This window comes from Nocardioides sp., from assembly GCF_035481145.1.
Lineage (GTDB): Bacteria > Actinomycetota > Actinomycetes > Propionibacteriales > Nocardioidaceae > Nocardioides.
Window position 1 is genome coordinate 20,744 of sequence record NZ_DATIHB010000065.1, and the last position, 18,036, is coordinate 38,779.

General features: G+C 70.7%; 21 protein-coding genes and 2 tRNA genes. 13 read left to right on the top strand and 10 right to left on the bottom strand.

The window, feature by feature from the left end; translation table 11 throughout:
• Positions 1 to 11: 11 nt before the first annotated feature.
• Positions 12 to 1,223, bottom strand: a complete 1,212-nt coding sequence (bioB, locus tag VLF38_RS05605) for a biotin synthase BioB (RefSeq protein ID WP_325270299.1) — start codon at positions 1,221 to 1,223, stop codon at positions 12 to 14.
• A 161-nt stretch (positions 1,224 to 1,384) separates the two neighbouring features.
• Between bioB and VLF38_RS05610 the strand changes: the two genes are divergently transcribed.
• Complete coding sequence (locus VLF38_RS05610; protein ID WP_325270300.1) at positions 1,385 to 1,930, top strand: TetR/AcrR family transcriptional regulator C-terminal domain-containing protein; 546 nt, start codon at positions 1,385 to 1,387, stop codon at positions 1,928 to 1,930.
• A 45-nt stretch (positions 1,931 to 1,975) separates the two neighbouring features.
• The gene (locus tag VLF38_RS05615; protein ID WP_325270301.1) at positions 1,976 to 2,245 is read left to right on the top strand and encodes a hypothetical protein; all 270 of its coding nucleotides are present in this window, start codon (positions 1,976 to 1,978) and stop codon (positions 2,243 to 2,245) included.
• An 18-nt stretch (positions 2,246 to 2,263) separates the two neighbouring features.
• Here VLF38_RS05615 and VLF38_RS05620 read toward each other — a convergent pair whose 3' ends face one another.
• From VLF38_RS05620 to VLF38_RS05635, 4 genes are all read right to left on the bottom strand, one after another.
• Entirely contained in the window at positions 2,264 to 3,754 is a 1,491-nt protein-coding gene (locus VLF38_RS05620; protein ID WP_325270302.1) for an adenylate/guanylate cyclase domain-containing protein, read from the bottom strand.
• Between the two features lie 36 nt (positions 3,755 to 3,790).
• Positions 3,791 to 3,997 (bottom strand): helix-turn-helix transcriptional regulator, encoded by a 207-nt coding sequence (locus VLF38_RS05625; protein ID WP_325270303.1) that lies wholly within the window; start codon positions 3,995 to 3,997, stop codon positions 3,791 to 3,793.
• A 1-nt stretch (position 3,998) separates the two neighbouring features.
• Positions 3,999 to 4,508 carry a DUF2975 domain-containing protein gene (locus VLF38_RS05630; RefSeq protein WP_325270304.1) on the bottom strand — a complete coding sequence of 170 codons (510 nt, stop codon included), beginning with the start codon at positions 4,506 to 4,508 and terminating at the stop codon, positions 3,999 to 4,001.
• A 68-nt stretch (positions 4,509 to 4,576) separates the two neighbouring features.
• Positions 4,577 to 5,053: a GNAT family N-acetyltransferase gene (locus VLF38_RS05635; RefSeq protein WP_325270305.1), complete on the bottom strand. Its 477-nt coding sequence runs from the start codon at positions 5,051 to 5,053 to the stop codon at positions 4,577 to 4,579.
• Between the two features lie 43 nt (positions 5,054 to 5,096).
• Here VLF38_RS05635 and VLF38_RS05640 point away from each other — a divergent pair, with 43 nt between their 5' ends.
• The gene (locus VLF38_RS05640) at positions 5,097 to 5,360 is read left to right on the top strand and encodes a hypothetical protein (RefSeq protein WP_325270306.1); all 264 of its coding nucleotides are present in this window, start codon (positions 5,097 to 5,099) and stop codon (positions 5,358 to 5,360) included.
• A gap of 14 nt (positions 5,361 to 5,374) precedes the next feature.
• Here VLF38_RS05640 and VLF38_RS05645 read toward each other — a convergent pair whose 3' ends face one another.
• A complete protein-coding gene (locus VLF38_RS05645) occupies positions 5,375 to 6,172 on the bottom strand; it encodes a 3-methyladenine DNA glycosylase (RefSeq protein ID WP_325270307.1) in 798 nt (265 codons plus the stop codon).
• 16 nt (positions 6,173 to 6,188) lie between these two features.
• Positions 6,189 to 6,623, bottom strand: a complete 435-nt coding sequence (locus VLF38_RS05650; RefSeq protein WP_325270308.1) for a thioesterase family protein — start codon at positions 6,621 to 6,623, stop codon at positions 6,189 to 6,191.
• An 85-nt stretch (positions 6,624 to 6,708) separates the two neighbouring features.
• Between VLF38_RS05650 and VLF38_RS05655 the strand changes: the two genes are divergently transcribed.
• On the top strand, positions 6,709 to 7,422 hold the full coding sequence (locus VLF38_RS05655) for an RDD family protein (protein WP_325270309.1): 714 nt from the start codon (positions 6,709 to 6,711) through the stop codon (positions 7,420 to 7,422).
• A 3-nt stretch (positions 7,423 to 7,425) separates the two neighbouring features.
• Here the strand turns inward: VLF38_RS05655 and VLF38_RS05660 are convergent, their stop codons facing one another.
• A complete protein-coding gene (locus tag VLF38_RS05660) occupies positions 7,426 to 8,544 on the bottom strand; it encodes a DUF2306 domain-containing protein (protein WP_325270310.1) in 1,119 nt (372 codons plus the stop codon).
• 79 nt (positions 8,545 to 8,623) lie between these two features.
• Here VLF38_RS05660 and VLF38_RS05665 point away from each other — a divergent pair, with 79 nt between their 5' ends.
• From VLF38_RS05665 to VLF38_RS05680, 4 genes are read left to right on the top strand one after another with little or no spacing between them, the layout of a single operon-like run.
• Positions 8,624 to 9,241: a TetR/AcrR family transcriptional regulator gene (locus VLF38_RS05665; protein ID WP_325270311.1), complete on the top strand. Its 618-nt coding sequence runs from the start codon at positions 8,624 to 8,626 to the stop codon at positions 9,239 to 9,241.
• A 10-nt stretch (positions 9,242 to 9,251) separates the two neighbouring features.
• Complete coding sequence (locus VLF38_RS05670) at positions 9,252 to 10,076, top strand: fumarylacetoacetate hydrolase family protein (protein ID WP_414689367.1); 825 nt, start codon at positions 9,252 to 9,254, stop codon at positions 10,074 to 10,076.
• Positions 10,073 to 11,548 (top strand): glutamate--tRNA ligase, encoded by a 1,476-nt coding sequence (gene gltX, locus VLF38_RS05675; RefSeq protein ID WP_325270312.1) that lies wholly within the window; start codon positions 10,073 to 10,075, stop codon positions 11,546 to 11,548. Before VLF38_RS05670 ends, gltX begins: the two co-directional genes overlap by 4 nt.
• Before the next feature lie 23 nt (positions 11,549 to 11,571).
• Positions 11,572 to 12,468 (top strand): CPBP family intramembrane glutamic endopeptidase, encoded by an 897-nt coding sequence (locus VLF38_RS05680; RefSeq protein WP_325270313.1) that lies wholly within the window; start codon positions 11,572 to 11,574, stop codon positions 12,466 to 12,468.
• A 33-nt stretch (positions 12,469 to 12,501) separates the two neighbouring features.
• Here the strand turns inward: VLF38_RS05680 and VLF38_RS05685 are convergent, their stop codons facing one another.
• The gene (locus tag VLF38_RS05685) at positions 12,502 to 13,260 is read right to left on the bottom strand and encodes a metallophosphoesterase (RefSeq protein WP_325270314.1); all 759 of its coding nucleotides are present in this window, start codon (positions 13,258 to 13,260) and stop codon (positions 12,502 to 12,504) included.
• A gap of 132 nt (positions 13,261 to 13,392) precedes the next feature.
• Between VLF38_RS05685 and VLF38_RS05690 the strand changes: the two genes are divergently transcribed.
• Positions 13,393 to 13,464 (top strand) — tRNA-Gln (locus VLF38_RS05690).
• 112 nt (positions 13,465 to 13,576) lie between these two features.
• A tRNA-Glu gene (locus VLF38_RS05695) sits at positions 13,577 to 13,649 on the top strand.
• Positions 13,650 to 13,727: 78 nt separating this feature from the next.
• On the opposite strand, the gene VLF38_RS05700 is transcribed toward VLF38_RS05695, so the two are convergent.
• On the bottom strand, positions 13,728 to 14,909 hold the full coding sequence (locus VLF38_RS05700) for an MFS transporter (RefSeq protein WP_325270315.1): 1,182 nt from the start codon (positions 14,907 to 14,909) through the stop codon (positions 13,728 to 13,730).
• Positions 14,910 to 15,022: 113 nt separating this feature from the next.
• Between VLF38_RS05700 and VLF38_RS05705 the strand changes: the two genes are divergently transcribed.
• The 3 genes from VLF38_RS05705 to VLF38_RS05715 form a co-directional block, all read left to right on the top strand.
• The gene (locus VLF38_RS05705; RefSeq protein ID WP_325270316.1) at positions 15,023 to 15,460 is read left to right on the top strand and encodes an SRPBCC family protein; all 438 of its coding nucleotides are present in this window, start codon (positions 15,023 to 15,025) and stop codon (positions 15,458 to 15,460) included.
• A 90-nt stretch (positions 15,461 to 15,550) separates the two neighbouring features.
• Positions 15,551 to 17,731, top strand: coding sequence for an ATP-binding cassette domain-containing protein (locus VLF38_RS05710; RefSeq protein ID WP_325270317.1), 2,181 nt, complete (start codon positions 15,551 to 15,553; stop codon positions 17,729 to 17,731).
• Between the two features lie 75 nt (positions 17,732 to 17,806).
• Positions 17,807 to 18,036: Ada metal-binding domain-containing protein (locus VLF38_RS05715; RefSeq protein WP_325270318.1), on the top strand; the 230-nt coding region annotated here is incomplete at its 3' end.

The following is an 18,036-nucleotide window of genomic DNA, read 5'->3' on the forward strand; positions in this document are numbered from 1 at the left end:
TCGGGCGAGGGTCAGGCGTTCGCGGGGACCTCGGTGCCCGCGCCGCGGCGGCGGATCACCGGCTTGTTCGCGGCCGCGACCTCCTCAGCCTTGGCCGCGGGGGAGAGGGCCGTGCAGCCGCCGCAGCCGTCGCCGCAGGCCGAGCCCGCCGACGAGCCGCACGGGGTGGTGGCCGGAGAGTGGGAGTGGCCGCCGCGCGGCGCGTTGAAGACCTCGTCGAACGTGCCGTCGTTGAAGGCGTTCTCCTGGCCGAGGATGACGAAGCCGTTGTCGCGGATCATCTCGAGGTCGTCGCGCGCGTCCTGCCCGGTCGAGGTGAGGTAGTCGCCGAGGAAGATCGAGTTGGCGACGTGCAGCGCCTGGCCCTGCAGCGAGCGCAGGTGCATCTCGCGGCCGCCGGCGATGCGGATCTCCTTGTCGGGGCAGACGAAACGCGCCATCGCGAGGATCTTCAGGCACCGCTGCGGGGAGAGCTCCCAGGTGTTCTCGTACGGCGTGCCGTCGAACGGCATCAGGAAGTTGACCGGGATCGAGTCCGACTCCAGCGCCTTGAGGGCGAAGAGTGCCTCGACCAGCTGCTCGTCGGTCTCGCCCAGGCCGGCGATGAGGCCCGAGCAGGGGGAGAGGCCGGCCGACTTGGCCTTGCCGATGGTGTCGACGCGGTCCTCGTAGGTGTGCGTCTGGACGATGTTGTCGTGGTTCGACTCAGCGGTGTTGATGTTGTGGTTGTAGGCGTCCACACCGGCGGCCTTGAGGCGCTCGGCCTGGCCGTCCTTGAGCAGGCCGAGGCAGGCACAGACCTCGACGCCTTCGTACTCGTCCTTGATCGCCTCGGTCATCTCGACGACCTTGTCGATGTCCTTGTTGGACGGGCCGCGGCCGGACGAGACCATGCAGACGCGGCTCGCGCCGCCCTTGAGGCCGGCACCGGCCTGGGCGATCGCGTCGTCCTTGGAGAGGTAGGAGTACTTGAGGATGTCGGCCTCGGAGCCCCGCGCCTGGCTGCAGTAGTTGCAGTTCTCCGGGCAGAGGCCGGACTTGAGGTTGACCAGGTAGTTGACCTTGACGGTGTTGCCGAAGTGCTCACGGCGCAGGCGGCCCGCGGCGGCGACGATGGTCATCAGCTCGAAGTCAGGCGCCTGCAGGACCGCGAGGGCGTCGGCCTCGCTCGCGGCGGTGCCGGCGAGGATCTTGTCGGCGATCTGGTCGAACTGCGTGCTCATGGTGCTCCCTGTGGTCGTGCCGGGCCCGGCGGGCGGACTTTTCACTGCCCGCGGCGGTCGCGACGACCTGGGCATCCTGAACAGTGTTCAGGTTAGGCTGGCATCGTCCCGGTGTCCAACCCTCCGGGTTACCCGTCCGTACGTCCGGTGAGGAGGTCGCCATGCGTTACCGCAGGTCCGATGTGATCGGCCGCACGATCGACCTCCTCGAGGAGGTCGGGCTCGAGGGGCTCTCGATGCGCCGCCTCGCGGGGGACCTCGGCGTACGACCGAGCGCGCTCTACCACCATGTCGCGTCGAAGCAGGAGCTGCTCGGTGCGGTGGCTGACGAGGTGCTCGCCCGGGGGCGGCGCTCGACCGAGGTGCTCGGCTGGCGCGACGAGCTGAGGCTGACCTGCCTGGAGCTGCGCGACACGATGCTGCGCCACCGCGACGGTGCGGCGCTCATCGCCCTGGCACGCGCCGAGGGGGTCGGCGGGGAGGACCCGCTGCAGCGGATGGCGTCGGTGCTCGCCTTCAACGGGGCCGACCCGGAGCTCGCGCGGGTGGGTGCCAGCACGCTCTTCCACTTCGTCTTCGGGCACGTCGCCGACCGTCAGGCACGGGGGCTCTCCAGCACCGAGGTGCCCGACGAGTCAGCCGATTTCGCGACCGGACTGGGCATCGTCCTCCGGGGCCTCGAGAGCCGGCTCGCACAACACGCGTGAGACAAGGCTTGGGGTGGAGGCTGGTGACAGGTCAAGATGACCCCCATGCGTCGTCTCCCGCTCCTCCTCGCCCCGGTCGCCCTGCTTGTCGCGGCCTGTGGTGGCGACCCCGAGCCCGAGTCGACCCCGCTGCCGCCGACGACGGAGGAGTTCGTCCAGCAGGTCTGGGACGGCTGGACAGACGCCGACCGGGCGAAGACGTGCAGCGACTACCGCAAGGAGCGGGCCCGCACGATCGAGCACCTCTTCCCGATCAGCTCGGGCATCCCGACCTCCGAGGTCGCAGCCCTGCTGAAGCGGGAGTGCAAGGCCTGAGCCTCAGAGTCCCGAGCCTCACGCACCGGGTACCGCGATCCGGGTCGCGGCTGCGCGTCCCCTCACGGTGATCGGCTTCCGCTCCGTCCAGTACGCCGCCTCTGCACCGGCATCGGCGAGCAGTGCGGCGTTCGCCACGCACCGCTCCGGGTGCTCCTTGGCGACAGAGGTGAGGCGTGCCGCCTCGTTCACGGCGTCGCCGATGACGGTGTACTCGTAGCGGTCCGCGGACCCGACGTTGCCGCACACCACGCGGCCGCCCGAGATGCCGACGCCTGCGGCGATCTCCGGCACCTCCTCGTGCAGGCGCTGGGCGAGCACGCGGGCAGCGGCCAGGGCGCGTGCATTGCGCTCATCCACCTCGACGGGCGCGCCCCAGATCGCCAGCGCTGCGTCGCCCTCGAACTTGTTGATCCACCCGTCGTGCTGGTGGACCACGTCGATGACGACGTCGAAGAACCGGTTGAGCAGACCCACGACCTCGGTCGGGTCGAGCTCGGTGGCCATGGTCGTGGAGCCCATGACGTCGACGAAGAGGACGGTCACCTCGCGCACCTCGCCCCCCAGTCGTACGCCGGTCGCGAGCGCCTCGCGCGCCACGTCGGCGCCGACGTGGCGGCCGAAGAGGTCGCGGAGCTGCTCGCGCTCGCGGAGGCCGGCGACCATGTCGTTGAAGCCCGCCTGCAGCTCGCCGATCTCGGTCGCGTCGTCGATCGGGACGTCGGTGTCGAGCCGGCCCTTCCCGACGCGCTCGATGCCCTCGCGCAGGGAGCGGATCGGGTCCGCGGTCGCCCGCGCGCTGAGCATCGTGGTCAGGCCACCGACGCCGATGATCACGCCGCCGAGCGCCAGCATGGTGAGTCCGGACTGGGTGAACGACGTGCCGTCGTCGCCGAGCACGATGGTCATCAGGCCGGCGAGCATCAGGCCGCCCGCGGCGGCGCCGGTGCCGAGCAGCCAGGCCATCGCGACCCGGGCGGACACGTGACGCGAGCGCCGTCGTGGCGGGAGGCCGGTCACGAACGCCGCACGGTTGTAGGAGCGCAGCCGGCGCTCGACGATGAGGAAGGCCAGCGAGGCGACGGTGACGCCGGTCAGGGCGACGATCACGGTGACCAGAGCAGCCCGGCCGACGTGGTTCGGGGCGTTGACCGCACCGAAGAGGAGCGCGGCGATGCCCCACAGCACGACGTGCAGCCAGCCGAACCACTGCGGGGTCCGCAGCAGTGCGAGCTTCTCCCGATCGGTCGCCGGACGCTTCTCGACGAGCCAGGCGTCGTTGCGGCGCTGGCGCCGGACACCGACCCAGGTGCCGACGACGATCGCGACCGGGACGTAGACCGCGAGCACCGCGAGGTTGAGGAGCCGCACGCGGTTCTCGTCGTCACCGGGCAGCGGCACGACCCAGGCAGCGAGCGCGTAGACGACCGCGGCGCCGATGACGTTCGTGACGAAGAGCAGCACAGCGATGACGACCCGCATCGCGACGCGTCGAGGGGCTCGCACCATGCGCGAAGCCTAGGGCCTGTCTGACAAACCCGTGCCTCAGTCGGCGACGAACTCCAGCAGGTCGCCGGGCTGGCACTCCAGCACCCGGCACATCGCCTCGAGGGTGCTGAACCGGACTGCCTTGGCACGACCGTTCTTGAGGACCGCGACATTGGCCGGTGTCAGTCCGACCTGCTCGGCGAAGTCGCCGACGCTCATCTTCCGCTTGGCCAGCTCGACGTCGATCCGGACCACGATCGCCATCTCAGATCACCTCGTCGATCTCGGCGCGCAGCTCGGTCGCGCGGCGGAGCAGCTCGCGCATGACCAGCATCAGCAGCAGGGCGGAGGTCGCTACGACGCCGAGGGCGAAGCCGACGATCACGAGGCCCGGCGCGTCGTCGGCCTGCGCGACCCACAAGCAGTACGGCGCGGTGCAGGCGAGCAGGATCCAGCCGGCTCCCACGGCGCGGACGATGCCGGTCACCCAGCGGTCGGACGCGCGGCTGAAGATCTCGTCACGCTGCACGAGCGTGAGCAGCTTCCAGGTGCAGAGGATGACGACCTCCAGGCAGCCCAGCAGGCCGATGACGATGGCGAGGAAGCCGGCGACGGCGAGCACCTCGCCGGTCGAACCGTGCTGCTCCTGGTAGTCGTGCCACGCCACCGCGGGGATCATCACGAACATGATCGCCGCGATCGCGACGAAGCTGAGGGCCAGTGCCAACCGGAGGACCGGAACGAGCCGGATGGGCAGGGGGGTGTGTGGAGTCATGCCATGACTCTCGCGCGAAACCTATCGAAAATCAACAGGTATCGGATGAATACCGACTTTGGTCGGGGTCACCTGCCGAGGCGCGCGAGTGCTTCGCCGGTGAGGCGGTTGACCGTCCACTCGTCCATCGCGACCGCGCCGAGCGAGCGGTAGAAGCCGATCGCCGGCTCATTCCAGTCGAGCACCGACCACTCCAGCCGCTCGTAGCCGCGCTCGGCGCACTCGGCCGCGAGCGCCGCCAGCAGGTCGCGGCCGAGTCCGAGTCCGCGATGCGCCGGGCTGACGAAGAGATCCTCGAGGTAGATCCCGTGGGTGCCGCGCCAGGTCGAGAAGTTGAGGAACCACAGCGCGATCCCGACCACCTCGTCGTCGTGCGTCGCCACGTGGCCGAAGAGTGCGGGGGAGTCGCCGAAGAGCGCCGCCTCCAGCTGTGCCACGGTCAGGTGGCACTCGTCGGGCGCCTTCTCGTAGGTCGCCAGCTCGTGCACGAGCTCGACCGCTCGTGCCAGGTCGCTCGGGGTGATCGGGCGGATCGCGGTGGTCATGCCGTGAGTCTTTCAGCGTGGGCAAGCGTCTATGGTCGGTGGCATGAGCGTCATGCGCGGCAAGCGGCTTCTCCTGGTGGCCCTGGGTGCCGTCGTGGTCCTGCCGCTGGTCAGCGTGGATCCGGCGGCGGCAGCACTGCTCCTCGACGTCGAGCTCCTCGGCTTGCTGGGAAGCGTCGGCATCGCGATGGCGCGCGACCAGGCCCGGATAACCTGGGCCCGGATCTGCACGAGCCACTCGGGCGTGCAGTTCGTGGCCGGCGTTCGGCTGGCGCGGGTGGAGCCGCGAAGCCTCCTCGCCGCCTGAGCTCGCGAGCGGGCTCAGCGACCACCGGCGAGAAGCCGCTCGCACTCGGCGATCAGGGCGGCTCGGATCGGAGCCCCGCGCTCGGCGAAGCCGCGCTGCGCCGCGACGTACTCCGCCTTGCCCTCGGGCGTCTCGATGCAGACCGGCGTCCACGGCTCGCCCGTCGGGTCGAGCGTCCAGCCGCTCATGTCGTACGGCGCGGCGCGCATGTCGAGGATGCGGATCTCCCACGCCAGCTCGAAGGCATCGGCAACCAGGTCGGAGCAGATCATCGGCGAGAGCCGGTAGGCGTGCTTGTAGAGGTCTATGCCGCCGTGGAGACAGGCCGGTTGCTCGTACGCCGGTCGGTCATCCGGGGCGGGCGACAGCGTGTTGAGGCCGACCGCCGAGGGGGTGAAGAAGCGGAAGGCGTCGAAGTGCGAGCAGGCGATCCGGTGGCTCTCGGTGACCGCGTCCGTCGCCGCCGCGCCCAGGCGCAGCGGCATCGGGTGGCGGGTCGCGTCGGCGCGGTGGACCATCGCCCACTCGTGGAGGCCGAAGCAGCCGAAGTTCCCTGCTCGACCCGCCGTCGCGGCGAGCAGCTCGTGGACCTGCGCGATCCGCTCGCGCCGCGCGACGACGTACGCGTCATCGGCGTCGAGACCTGGATGCCAGCGGAGGAGCTGGGCCGGCCGGTGGTTGTAGTACGTGAAGAGGAAGTCGTGCACCGGGTGCTTCTTGCCTGCGGCGCGGCGCCTGAGGTGCGGCTCGACGTACGGCGCCAGCCGGGCCCCGTGCGCGACGGCGCGCACCTCCCTCTCGACCACCGTCACAACGTCAAGGATCCGGTCACGCAGGGGAGCCCTGCAACTTCGCGATCGCCTGGCGCAGCTCCTCCGGCCAGGTTGCCTTCGCCCCGCTGCCGTAGTCGAAGGCGACGATCCTGCCGGTGCCCTCGGCGGCGACCCGTCCGTGCGTGGTGCTCACGACGACGTAGCGCATCGTGAACTCGCCGTCCTGGACGTCGGTGACCGTCGTGCCGATCCGCACGGAGTCGGGGTAGGTCAGGGGCAGCCGGAAACGGCAGTCGGTCGAGGCCAGGATCGGCCCGACCCCGGTCGTCTCCATCAGCTCCGTGACGCCGATCGCCTCGAAGTAGGCCAGCCGTCCGTCCTCGAACCAGCGGAAGTACTGCGTGTTGTTGACGTGGCCGAAGGCATCCATGTCGCCCCAGGCAACCGGGAAGTCGACGACGACGGGCATGTCCACGAGGTGTTCGCTCACGCGCACCTTTCTACTCCGCTCTACTCCGCTCTACTCTGCGCGTTCTCGCGAGCAGAGGTCGCACCGCGCCACTAGGGTGCAAGGCGTGTCTGATGCGCCTGCTGGTTGGTACCCCGACCCCACGCCCGCCACCGCGGCCCCGAGCCTCCGCTACTGGGACGGCCAGGCCTGGACCGCGCACGTCGCACCGGGCACGCAGCCCGCGACCCACGCGGCGCACGCCCTGCAGCAGGGGCCGACGACGCCCGACGGCGTGCCGCTGGCGGGCTGGGGCATCCGGCTCGCTGCCTACCTGATCGACCTGCTGCCGATCTGGCTGCTGAGCACGCTTCTCAGCATCCCTGCGCAGATCGCGATGCAGGACGAGATGAACCGCCTGGGCGAGGAGCTCGCGGAGACAGGTGACATGGCGGCGTTCTGGGACGGCTGGCTGGAGACCACCCGCGAGGCGATGGCGTGGCAGTGGCCGCTGTCGCTCCTCATCCTGGCGTACTTCGTCCTGATGCTCCGCTGGAAGGGCGCCACGGTGGGCAAGCTCGCCCTCGGGCTGCGGGTCCGTCGCCGCGACGAGCCCGGCCCACTGCCGTGGTCGACCATCCTGCTCAGGGTGGCTGCGTTCAACGGAGTCGGCTTCCTCCCCGTGCTTGCCTTCTACAGCGGCAGCTGGGCAATGGTCGTGCTGGTCCTGCTGGCGCTGACGGTCTACGTCTTCGCCGACGTGCTCTGGCCGCTGTGGGACAAGGACCGGCAGGCGCTGCACGACAAGGTCGCTCGCACCAACGTGGTGAAGGTCCGCTGACCCTCACACGGGGGCGACGGCGGACACTGCGACGCGGGCGGGGCGGCGTCGGCGCCAGGCGACGACGAGGAGTCCGAGCGAGAGCGTGACGGCCGGACCGGTGAGCAGGGCGCCGTAGAACGCCTGCTCGCCGGAGAACGGGAGCCGATAGACCAGCCAGAGGACGGCGGTCATGGGTGTGCCCGTCAGCATCGCTGCGTGGTGGATACGCCAGTCCTGGCGTGCGGTCGGCTCGGTCGCCGCGCGCAGGTTGATGGCAGTGAGGGCGAGGCCCAGAGCATTGGCGACGAGTGCGGTGAGGGTGACCCTGTCGAGTCCGTCGAAGGTCACGGCGTAGCCAGCGACCAGGCAGAGGAGCCCGAGGACTCCGAGAGTCGTCGCGACCGGCTCCAGCAGGGACGTGATCGGTTGCCGCTCGGCTACGCGCCGAGGTGCCGGGACGACCCGCGAGGCGATGATCGCGGCCATCGGTGCCCAGACCGCCTCGATGCACCCGCCCGCCAGGTTGGTGACCTCCTGGGTGACGTCGGGCCATGCCATCCCGAGCACGATGTAGAGGAGTCGCAGGAACGGGGCGGTGCACAGCAGGGCGAAGGCGTAGGTCATGAGCACCCGGTGTGTCGCGATCTGCCCTGCGCGTGCGGCGAGGACGCCGAGCACGGTGCTGGCCAGGGTGCCGATCGCAAGAGCCCAGAGCTGCAGGTAGAACGCCGGGCCGTCGTAGGTTCCGCGCGGGCCGACCAGGACCAGGTAGGTCATCGCCGCGATCATGGCGGTGACCGCAAGCATGGCCTGGATGCGGCCCGTGACGCGGTGGAGGCCTCGGCGGCGACGGCTCCGGTCGGTCAGCTGGAAGACCGCCAGGGCGATTGCGACAGCGCCGAGGGTGGTGTGGGTGAGCAGCACCCAACGGTGGTCGGTGTACACGCCCTGCTGTTCATGGCGGATCGAGCCAGCGCCGAGCGCGTGGTCGCTGCCCACTGCCGCGCTGAACGTGTGGTCCCACAGCTCCGGACCACCGCCGAAGAGGCGGGCGGTGTACTCGAATGCCATCGGTGCGTAGACGAGCACGACGGTGGCGACGGCGATCCAGGCCGCAGTGGCCAGACGGGGAGTGCGCATGGGTCCTCACTGGTATAACAAACGTTATGGACAAGTATCCCTCAGATGTAAAGCGAGCGCATCGATGAGCTCCGGTGACATGCGTCGCAGGCTCGTCGAGGCCGCAGCGGAGCTCGTCGCCGACGGAGGTGCGGCCACGCTGACCGTCCGGAAGGTTGCGGCGGCGGCGGGCACGTCGACGATGGCTGTCTACACGCACTTCGGCGCGATGGAGGCGCTGGTCGTGGCCGTCGTCGACGAAGGTTTCGCCATGCTCGAACGGGCATTCGTCGCCGTCGTCCTGACCGATGACCCGGTGCGGGACGTGGCGTCGCTGACGGCGGCTTACCTGGAGTTCGCGTCCGAGTACGCCGCGCTCTACTCCGTCATGTTCGGCACGGCTCCGCTCGGGCGCTTCAAGCTGCCGTCGCCGGAGACCGACCAGCGTGGAAGGCGGGAGACCCTGGATCGGGTGGCCGCCCGGCTCGAGCAGGCCCTGGCCACGGGGCGCCTGCGGGGTGGGAGGCCCGTCGACATCTCCTTCCAGTGGTGGAGTCTCATCCACGGCTACGCTCTACTCGAGGCCGCGCGGTTCGTCCTCGCCGGCCCCGGGCGGGCGCGGGTGCTCCTGCCCGGCCTGACTGCGTTCTTCATCGGGCACGGCGACGAGCCGAAGCTCGCGAGGGCGTCCGTCGAGGCGGCTCTGGGCGACCGATAGCCTTGCGCCCGTGCGCATCGTTCGATTCACCCCGCTCAGCGGCGACACCAACCAGACCGAGGGCGAGATCTCGTACGGCGTCCTGACGGGGGAGGTCGACCAGTTCGGCCAGCCGGCTGAGGACGCGGTCATCGTCGCGCTCGCCGGCGACCCCCTCTACGTCGGCCTCAAGCTCGTCGAGAAGGAGTACGCCGTCGGCGACGTGCGCCTCCTCGCGCCGATCATCCCGCGCAGCAAGGTGATCGGCATCGGCAAGAACTACGCCAAGCACGCCGCCGAGATGGGCGGTGAGGTGCCGGCCGAGCCGCTGATGTTCCTCAAGCCCAACACCTCGGTGATCGGGCCCAACGACGTGATCCGCCTCCCGCGTCAGAGCGAGGAGGTGCACTACGAGGGTGAGCTCGCCGTGGTCATCGGCCGGATCTGCCGCGACGTCCCCGCCGAGAAGGCGAAGGACGTCATCCACGGCTACACGGTCGCCAACGACGTGACCGCCCGCGACCTCCAGCGTCGCGACGGTCAGTTCACGCGTGCCAAGGGCTTCGACACGTTCTGCCCGCTCGGACCCTGGATCGAGACGGAGCTCGACGCGAGCAACGTCCAGGTGCAGACCTACCTCAACGGCGACCTGGTCCAGGACGGCAACACCTCCGACCTGGTCTTCGACATCCCGACCCTCGTCGCCCACGTCAGCAGCGTCATGACGCTCCTGCCCGGCGACGTCATCCTCACCGGCACCCCCGATGGTGTCGGCCCGCTCAGCGCCGACGACGAGGTCGAGATCGTCGTCTCCGGCATCGGCGCACTCACGAACAAGGTGGCACCCCGCGCATGACCGACAAGCTCAGCAACGTCCGGGTCCGGATGGCTCCGTCGCCGACCGGGTCCCCGCACGTCGGCCTGGTCCGCACCGCGCTCTTCAACTGGGCCTTCGCCCGCCACCACGGAGGCACCTTCGTCTTCCGCATCGAGGACACCGACAAGGAGCGCAGCACCGATGAGTCGCTCGACGCGATCATCGACCTCTTCCGCTGGCTCGGTCTGGACTGGGACGAGGGGCCCGAGGTCGGCGGCCCGCACGCGCCGTACAAGCAGAGCGAGCGGAGCGACCTGTACGCCGACGCGCTGATCCGCCTGCGCACCTCGAAGTACGCCTACGACTGCTATTGCACCAACGACGAGGTCGAGGCGCGCCGCAAGGAGTCGGGCTCGAAGGTCATCGGCTACGACGGCTTCTGCCGCGAGCTCTCCGGCGAGCAGCAGGCGGTCTTCGAGGGTGAGGGCCGCAAGCCGGTCATGCGCTTCCGGATGCCCGACGGCTCCATCACCTGGAACGACCTGGTCCGGGGCGAGGTCACCTTCGAGACGAAGTTCGTCCCCGACTTCGCGCTCTGTCGGGCCAACGGCGACCCGCTCTACACGCTGGTCAACCCGGTCGACGACGCGCTGATGGAGATCACCCACGTGCTCCGCGGCGAGGACCTGCTCTCCAGCACGCCGCGTCAGATCGCCCTCTACGAGGCGCTCAAGGAGCTCGGCATCGCGAAGCAGACGCCGGAGTTCGGCCACCTGCCCTACGTCATGGGCGAGGGCAACAAGAAGCTCTCCAAGCGCGACCCCGAGGCGCACGCGCTGGCCTACCGCGACCAGGGCTACATCCCGGAGGGCCTGCTCAACTACCTCGCGCTGCTCGGCTGGGCGATCGCTGCTGACCGTGACGTCTTCACGCTCGAGGAGATGGTGGCGGCGTTCGACATCAAGGACGTCAACGCCAACCCGGCCCGCTTCGACCTGAAGAAGTGCGACGCGATCAACACCGAGCACATGAAGCTGCTGTCGGAGGAGGACTGCAAGCGGCGGATCCTGCCGTTCCTCCAGCGCGCGGGCGTCGTCGGCGAGACCCTGTCGGCCGAGGAGAACGCGCTGCTCGACGAGCTCATGCCGCTCGTCGCACCGCGCCTCCGCAAGCTTGCCGAGGCCCCCGACCTGGTCCGGTCCTTCTTCGTCGACGAGGAGGAGTTCGCCATCGACGAGGCCGCGAAGGCCAAGGTGCTCAACGAGAAGGGCCTCGAGGTCGTCGCTGCTGCCCAGGAGGCGCTGTCGGCCGTCGACGAGTGGACCACCGCCTCCATCGAGGCGGCCCTGCAGGCGAAGCTGGTCGAGGAGCTCGAGCTGAAGCCCCGCGTGGCGTTCGGCCCGGTCCGGGTCGCGACGTCGGGTGCGCAGATCTCGCCGCCGCTCTTCGAGTCGCTGGAGATCCTCGGTCGCGACACCACCCTCGCGCGCCTCAGCGCGGCCCTGGCCTGATCCGGCGTACGACGGAGTCATCGATGGCGACCACCAGCCTCGGCTACCACCAGCTGCAACGCAGCGGCCCTCGGGGGTGGTGGCGGCAGGTGCTCGGCATCCTCCTGGTGGTGGTCGGGATGTTCGTCCTCTCCGGGGTGTTCGGGATCGCTGCGTACGCGATCGAGGCGCTGCTGGCCGGCGGCCTCGACGCCGCGTCGGACCCCTTCGACGATCCCGGTCCCGTACTGATGGGCGGCATCCTGCTTGGCCTGGCAGCCGCGATCCCGCTCGTGCTGCTCGCCTCCTGGGCGCTCCATGGCGTGCTGCCCGGGTTCGTCGTCTCGATCGCGGGCCGGATCCGCTGGCGCTACCTCGTCGGCTGCCTCGGCCTCTCGGTGATCGCGCTGATGGCGACCCTGGTCGTCGGAGCACTGCTCCCGAGCGGCACCCGTGAGCAGTTGAGCGCGACCACGACGTTCACGCTCGACGCGCGGATGGTCGCCCTGCTCCTCACGGTGGGCCTGCTGACCCCGCTGCAGGCTGCGGGGGAGGAGTTCGTCTTCCGTGGCTACCTGACCCAGGCGTTCGGCGCGCTCTTCCCGACTGCGGTCGCAGTGCTGCTGCCGGCACTGCTCTTCGCTCTCGCGCACGGCTCACAGAGCGCACCGATCTTCGTCGACCGGCTTGCCTTCGGCGTCATCGCCGGCCTGCTGGTCGTGCTCACCGGTGGCCTCGAGGCCGGCATCGCCATGCACGTCGTCAACAACTGGCTCGCCTTCGGTGTCGCCATCCTGACCGGTGGACTGGGTGAGGCCCTGCAGCCGACGGGCGGCACCTGGTGGTCGCTTCCGGGCACCCTGACGCAGTCGCTGGTCTATCTCGCGCTGGCGGTCTGGCTGGCGCGGCGGCAGGGGCTCGCCTCCCGCGTTCCGGCCTGACGCCCGGGCGACCCGCCGGCGCGGGCCTGCGTGTCAGTCGCGGGTGAGGTCGACGAGGAGCAGCGGACCGCCGTTGTAGCGGCCGCCGTCGATGGCGAGGGCGCGCCCGTCGGCGTAGGTCAGTGCACCGTGGCCCGGCGTCACGCCGCGGAGCGTGGCGACGATGGAGTGGCCGTGGACCACCCGCGAGCCGCCGTACGCCGCGAGCATGCTGTCGGCCTGCGCGGCACCCTGGGTGCCCACGAAGCGCCGGCGCTGGGTGAGGCCGCGCAGCACCTCGGAGACACCGACGGGGTCGGGGCGGGTGAGCATGCCGGTCACCTGGGCGTTGACGGCGTCGACCGAGCGACCCCAACCGAGGTAGGCGGTGGTGTCGGAGTGAACCAGCAGGTCGTCGCCGACGCGGGCCATCGCCGGCAGGGCGCTCAGCCAGGTGATGTCGTCGGTGGTGAGGCCGGCCTGGTCGCTCGCGAGACCGCCGTTGCGGAGCCAGAGCGGGAGGTAGCCCTCGTCGGGGTGGAGCCACATGCCCAGCGCCAGCACCTCGTGGTTGCCGAGCAGCACATGGACCGCTGCGGGCGCCTCTGCCTGGAGGCGGCGCAGCAGCCGGATCACGCCGATGCCATCGGGGCCGCGGTCGACGAGGTCGCCGAGGACATAGAGCTGCGCGTCGCCTCCCGTCCAGCGCTCCCGCGCGTCGAGCAGGCCTGCGCCCTGCAGCGTCGCGACGAGGTCGTCGCGGTGCCCGTGGACGTCGCTGACGGCGAACACGGGGGCGGGGGAGGCGAGCACGGAGCCATCCTCCCAGCGACCACCGACAGCGTTTCGGGCGGCATGGAGGGGGCAGCCACGTTTTGGAGCGGGAGTGGCCGACGTGTAAGGTTTACCGCTGTCCCGGCAGTGTGAAAACTGCGGGTGACGCTGTGGGATATGGTGTAATTGGCAACACGACGGTTTCTGGTTCCGTTATTCAAGGTTCGAGTCCTTGTATCCCAGCTGATCCGGTCCTGGAGCCCCAGAGATGGGGCTCACATGGCCCGGATTTGTTACGGAATGACAGCAAACGCTAGAGTTCCGGACGTCGCCGGCGAGTGATCGCCAGCGGGACGCCCCCGTTGTGTAGTGGCCTAGCACGTCGCCCTCTCAAGGCGGTAGCGCCGGTTCGAATCCGGTCGGGGGTACAACACAGAGCGAGGCCCGGTCCACCAGGACCGGGCCTCGCTGCGTTTCTGCTGGCTGTACGCAGCTGGGCGTCCGGCTCAGATCGTCGCGGCCCCTGTGGAGGCCTCGACGGGCTTCCGGGCAGCGGGGACCAGCAGGGCGCTCGGCAGCAGGAGCACGCTGACCGCGAGCAGCGCGTGCAGCGTGCCGACCTCGTCGGCCAGGAAGCCGAGCAGGGGAGGCCCGGCGAGGAAGGCGGCATACGCGATCGTCGAGACGACGCTGACCCGTGCGGCGGCATGCGCGGGATCGTCGGCCGCCGCGCTCATCCCGACCGGGAAGCCGAGCGACGCGCCTCCGCCCCAGAGCACGATGCCGGCGATGACCACGGCCGGGTGCCCGCCGAAGGCGATGAGGAGTACGCCGACCGCTGCCGCCGTCATCGTCGTCCACAACACCGGGGCGCGTCCGTGTCGGTCGAGGAGGACCGGCCCGACGATGCGGCCGGCCGTCATCGCGGTGACGAAGAGCCCGAAGCCGGCGACCCCGACCCAGTGCTCGACGTCGTAACCGTCGATGAGGGCGACCGCGAGCCAGTCGTTGGCGCTGCCCTCGGTGACGGCGAGCGCGAAGACCATCAGGCCGATCAGCAGGGTGCGTGGCTCACGCCAGGCGGCGAAGGCGCTCCGCGGGGTCGCGTTCGCCTCCGCCTCCGCCGGCGTCGCGTGCGGGAGGAAGTCCTTGGTCGCGACGACGACGATGGCGAGCGCGGCAGCCGCCACCGCGCCCAGGTGCCAGGCCATGGAGAGCCCGGCGGCGGTGGTCGCGGCGCCGAGGGCGGCACCCGCGACGGTGCCCAGGCTGAACCCGGCGTGGAACCGCGGCATGATCGTCCGCCGCAGCTGGTGCTCGACGGCCGCGCCCTCGACGTTCATGGCGACGTCCCACACGCCGGTGCCGATGCCGTAGGCGAAGAGGCCGAGGGCGGTGAGTGGCACCGATCCGGCCACGCCCGCTCCGACCGCCGCAACGGCCAGACCCACGGTGCCGATGAAGACACCGAAGCGCACCACGCCGGCGGCGCCCCAGCGGCTGATCAGGCTGCCGGTCGTCGGGAGGGTCAGCAGGGACCCGATCGCCATCGTGAGGAGCAGGCTGCCGAGTGCGCCGTTGGTGAGGTCGAGCCCGGACCGGGTCTCCGGGATCCGCGCGACCCAGGAGGCGAAGCAGAAGCCGTTGAGGGCGAAGGTCACCATGACGGCGTTGCGGGAGCGGATCACCCGCTCACGGTAGGGCGGGGGCCCTACGTCACGCAAACGTTTTCGTGGTCGGGAGGGGCCTGGCGCCGACGTAAGGTTCTCCCTGCTCTCACCCCCGTCTGAAGGAGCGCGTCATGGGTCAGGTCACCGCCGTCGCCGAGGCGATCGTCCCGGCCGCGCCCGCGCGCGTGCTCGAGGCGCTCGCCGACTACCGCGAGGCACGTCCGGCGATCCTGACGTCGCACTACACGGAGTACGAGGTCGTCGAGGGCGGCGTCGGCTCCGGCACGGTCGCCTCCTGGCATCTCCACGCCACCGAGAAGCGCGTGCGCCACGTGGTCGCGGACGTCGTCGTCACCAGCGACTCCGTGGTGGAGACCGACCGCAACTCCTCGATGGTCACGACCTTCACCGTCGCCACCGACGACGCGGGCACGCGCGTGACGGTGACGACGACCTGGAACGGCGCCGGCGGCGTCGGCGGGTTCTTCGAGCGGACCTTCGCCCCGCTCGGCCTGCGCCGGATCCACGACGAGCTGCTGCAGAACCTCTCCGCGTACGTCGCGGCCTGACCACGTACTGCGCCTTCCGGCGCCATGGGCGGGCTTGCCCGGCGTGGCTGCCCGGAGACCGGACGAATCAGACCTAGCGTGTCGCCTGAGATGACCACGCTCCCGTACACCGCGACCGAGGAGCGCCTGCGCGTCTCGACGAACGGTGACTCCCGGGTGTTCGACGAGAGCGAGGTGCTCGGCCCGCTCGCGCTCCAGTGCACCGCGGGCGGCTGGTCGGTGCGCGACGCGGGAGAGCAGCCGATGCTCTTCCTCGACGGCTGCCACGTCGTTCAGCTGCCGCTCTTCCCGGGCCGGCCGGTCGCCCTGCGCGTCGGTGCCCCCGACGGGCAACTGGTCGAGCTCGAGGTCGTCCCCTACGTCGAGTCGTTCCTCGAGTACGGCCCTGGCGATGCTCACGCGCCGGTGATGCGCCCCGCACCCGCCGCCCCACGACCATCACGAACTGCGCCATCGGGCGTGACGAGCCGCGCCTTGGGGCGCGTCGAACCGTCTGTTCGCGCACCCGAGCCAGCGGCGACGCCGTTGGCGACGGTGGCTGCCGTGAGCACTCCGGCTCCGGCATCACCCGCACCGGTCGCACCCACCCCGCGGCGTACGCCGAAGCCGCCGGTAGCACCGGGCGCGGGCCGCCTCGTCCTCGATGCCGTCAACGTCACCGTCGAGGGCACCCGCCTGCTCCGCGAGATCTCGCTCGAGCTCGCACCGGGCACCCTCACTGCCGTCATCGGTCCGTCCGGCGCGGGCAAGTCGACGCTGCTGCGCACGCTGACGGGCGAGCGACCGTGCACGACCGGGCGGATCGTCTGGGACGGCCATGACCTCGACTCCGAACGGGAGCTCGCGCGGTTCCGGATCGGCGTGGTCCCGCAGGAGGAGCTGCTCCACCCGCAGCTCAGCGTTGCTGATGAGCTGGGCTACGCCGCGGCGCTGCGGATGCCGCCGGACACCTCTCGCGCGGCCCGTTCGGCACGGGTCGGCGACGTGCTCGTCCGCCTGGGTCTCGAGGGCCAGCGCGGCCAGCGGATCAGCAGCCTCTCGGGTGGCCAGCGCAAGCGCCTCGCGATCGCCACCGAGCTGCTCACCGCACCCGACCTGCTCTTCCTCGACGAGCCGACGACGGGCCTCGATCCCGGCTTCGACCGCAGCGTGATGGAGCAGCTGCGCGACCTCGCGCTCGACGGCTGCACGGTCGTCGCGGTGACGCACTCCGTGATCGGCCTCGAGGCGTGCGACCAGGTGGTCGTCCTGGCTCGCGGAGGTCGCCTGGCCCACGTCGGTCCGCCCGAGACGCTGCTCGGCCACTTCGGCTGCCTGGACTACCCCGAGCTCTTCGACCTGCTCGAGAGCGGCGAGGTGGCCGGCGCGACGACCACGGTCGAGCGTCCGCGTCTGGAGCCGCCCGGCACCCTCGTCGTTCCCGGTCGGCCGAGCGCGGCCGCCCAGCTGCTGACGCTTCTGCGCCGCACGGCGGCCACGACCTTCGCCGACCGGCTCACGGTCGCGATGCTCGTCGTGATGCCGCTCCTGCTCGGCGCCGTGAGCCGGATCGTCCCGGGGGAGGCCGGGCTCTCGCTCACCACTGCCCGGGCACTGGGAGCGACGCGCGTGAACCTCGGTGAGGAGGCCGGTCAGCGGCTGATCCTCCTCCTGGTCGCCGCGTGCCTGATGGGCGCGGCGATGACCGTGCGCGAGATCGTGAAGGAGCGCGCCCTCCTCCGCCGCGAGTACGCCGTCGGCCTCTCGCCCGGCGCCTGGGTCCTGGCGAAGGCGCTCATCCTCGGTCTGCTCTGCTTCGCGCAGGGGGTCGCGGTCACCTGGCTGGCGCTCGCGGGCCTCCCGGGCGCGGACCGGGACGGCGTGCACGGCTGGGGCATGGGCGAGATCGCGCTCGTCGTGGGCCTGCTCTGCGTGGCCAGTGCCTGGCTCGGACTCCTGGTCTCGGCGCTCGTGCGGAGCACGGAGCAGACGATGCCGGCGCTCGTGGCCCTTGTCATGGGTCAGCTGGTGCTCTCCGGCGCACTCGTCCAGGTCGCCGGACGGCCCGGCCTCGAGCAGCTCGCCTGGCTGGCCCCCGCCCGCTGGGCCCATGCAGCCAACGCGGTCAGCGTGCACCTGGAGCGCGCCAAGAACGGTGTGCGGGGCGCCGTGCCCGACCCCCTCGCGGCGTACACGACGGGGCGGTGGTCACAGGACCTGCTGTGGCTCGGCGTGGTCGCGCTCGCTGCGCTGGCGCTGACCGTGCGCACCGTGCGTCGTTCGCTGCGCTGAGCCCTGTTTGCGAGCCCTGACGGTCACGTCCGATTTCCACCAGAGATTGTCGGTGGCACGGACGATGATGGACGCATGCACCACGACCGCGAGGCCTGCTACCGGGCCGTGAAGTCACGCGACCGCCGCTTCGACGGCGTCTTCGTGACGGCGGTCCACACGACCGGCATCTACTGCCGTCCCTCGTGCCCTGCGCGCACTCCCGGGTTCGTCAACGTCTCCTTCTTCCCGACCGCTGCGGCTGCCCAGGCGGCCGGCTTCCGCGCCTGCAAGCGGTGCCTTCCCGACGCCACGCCGGGCAGCCC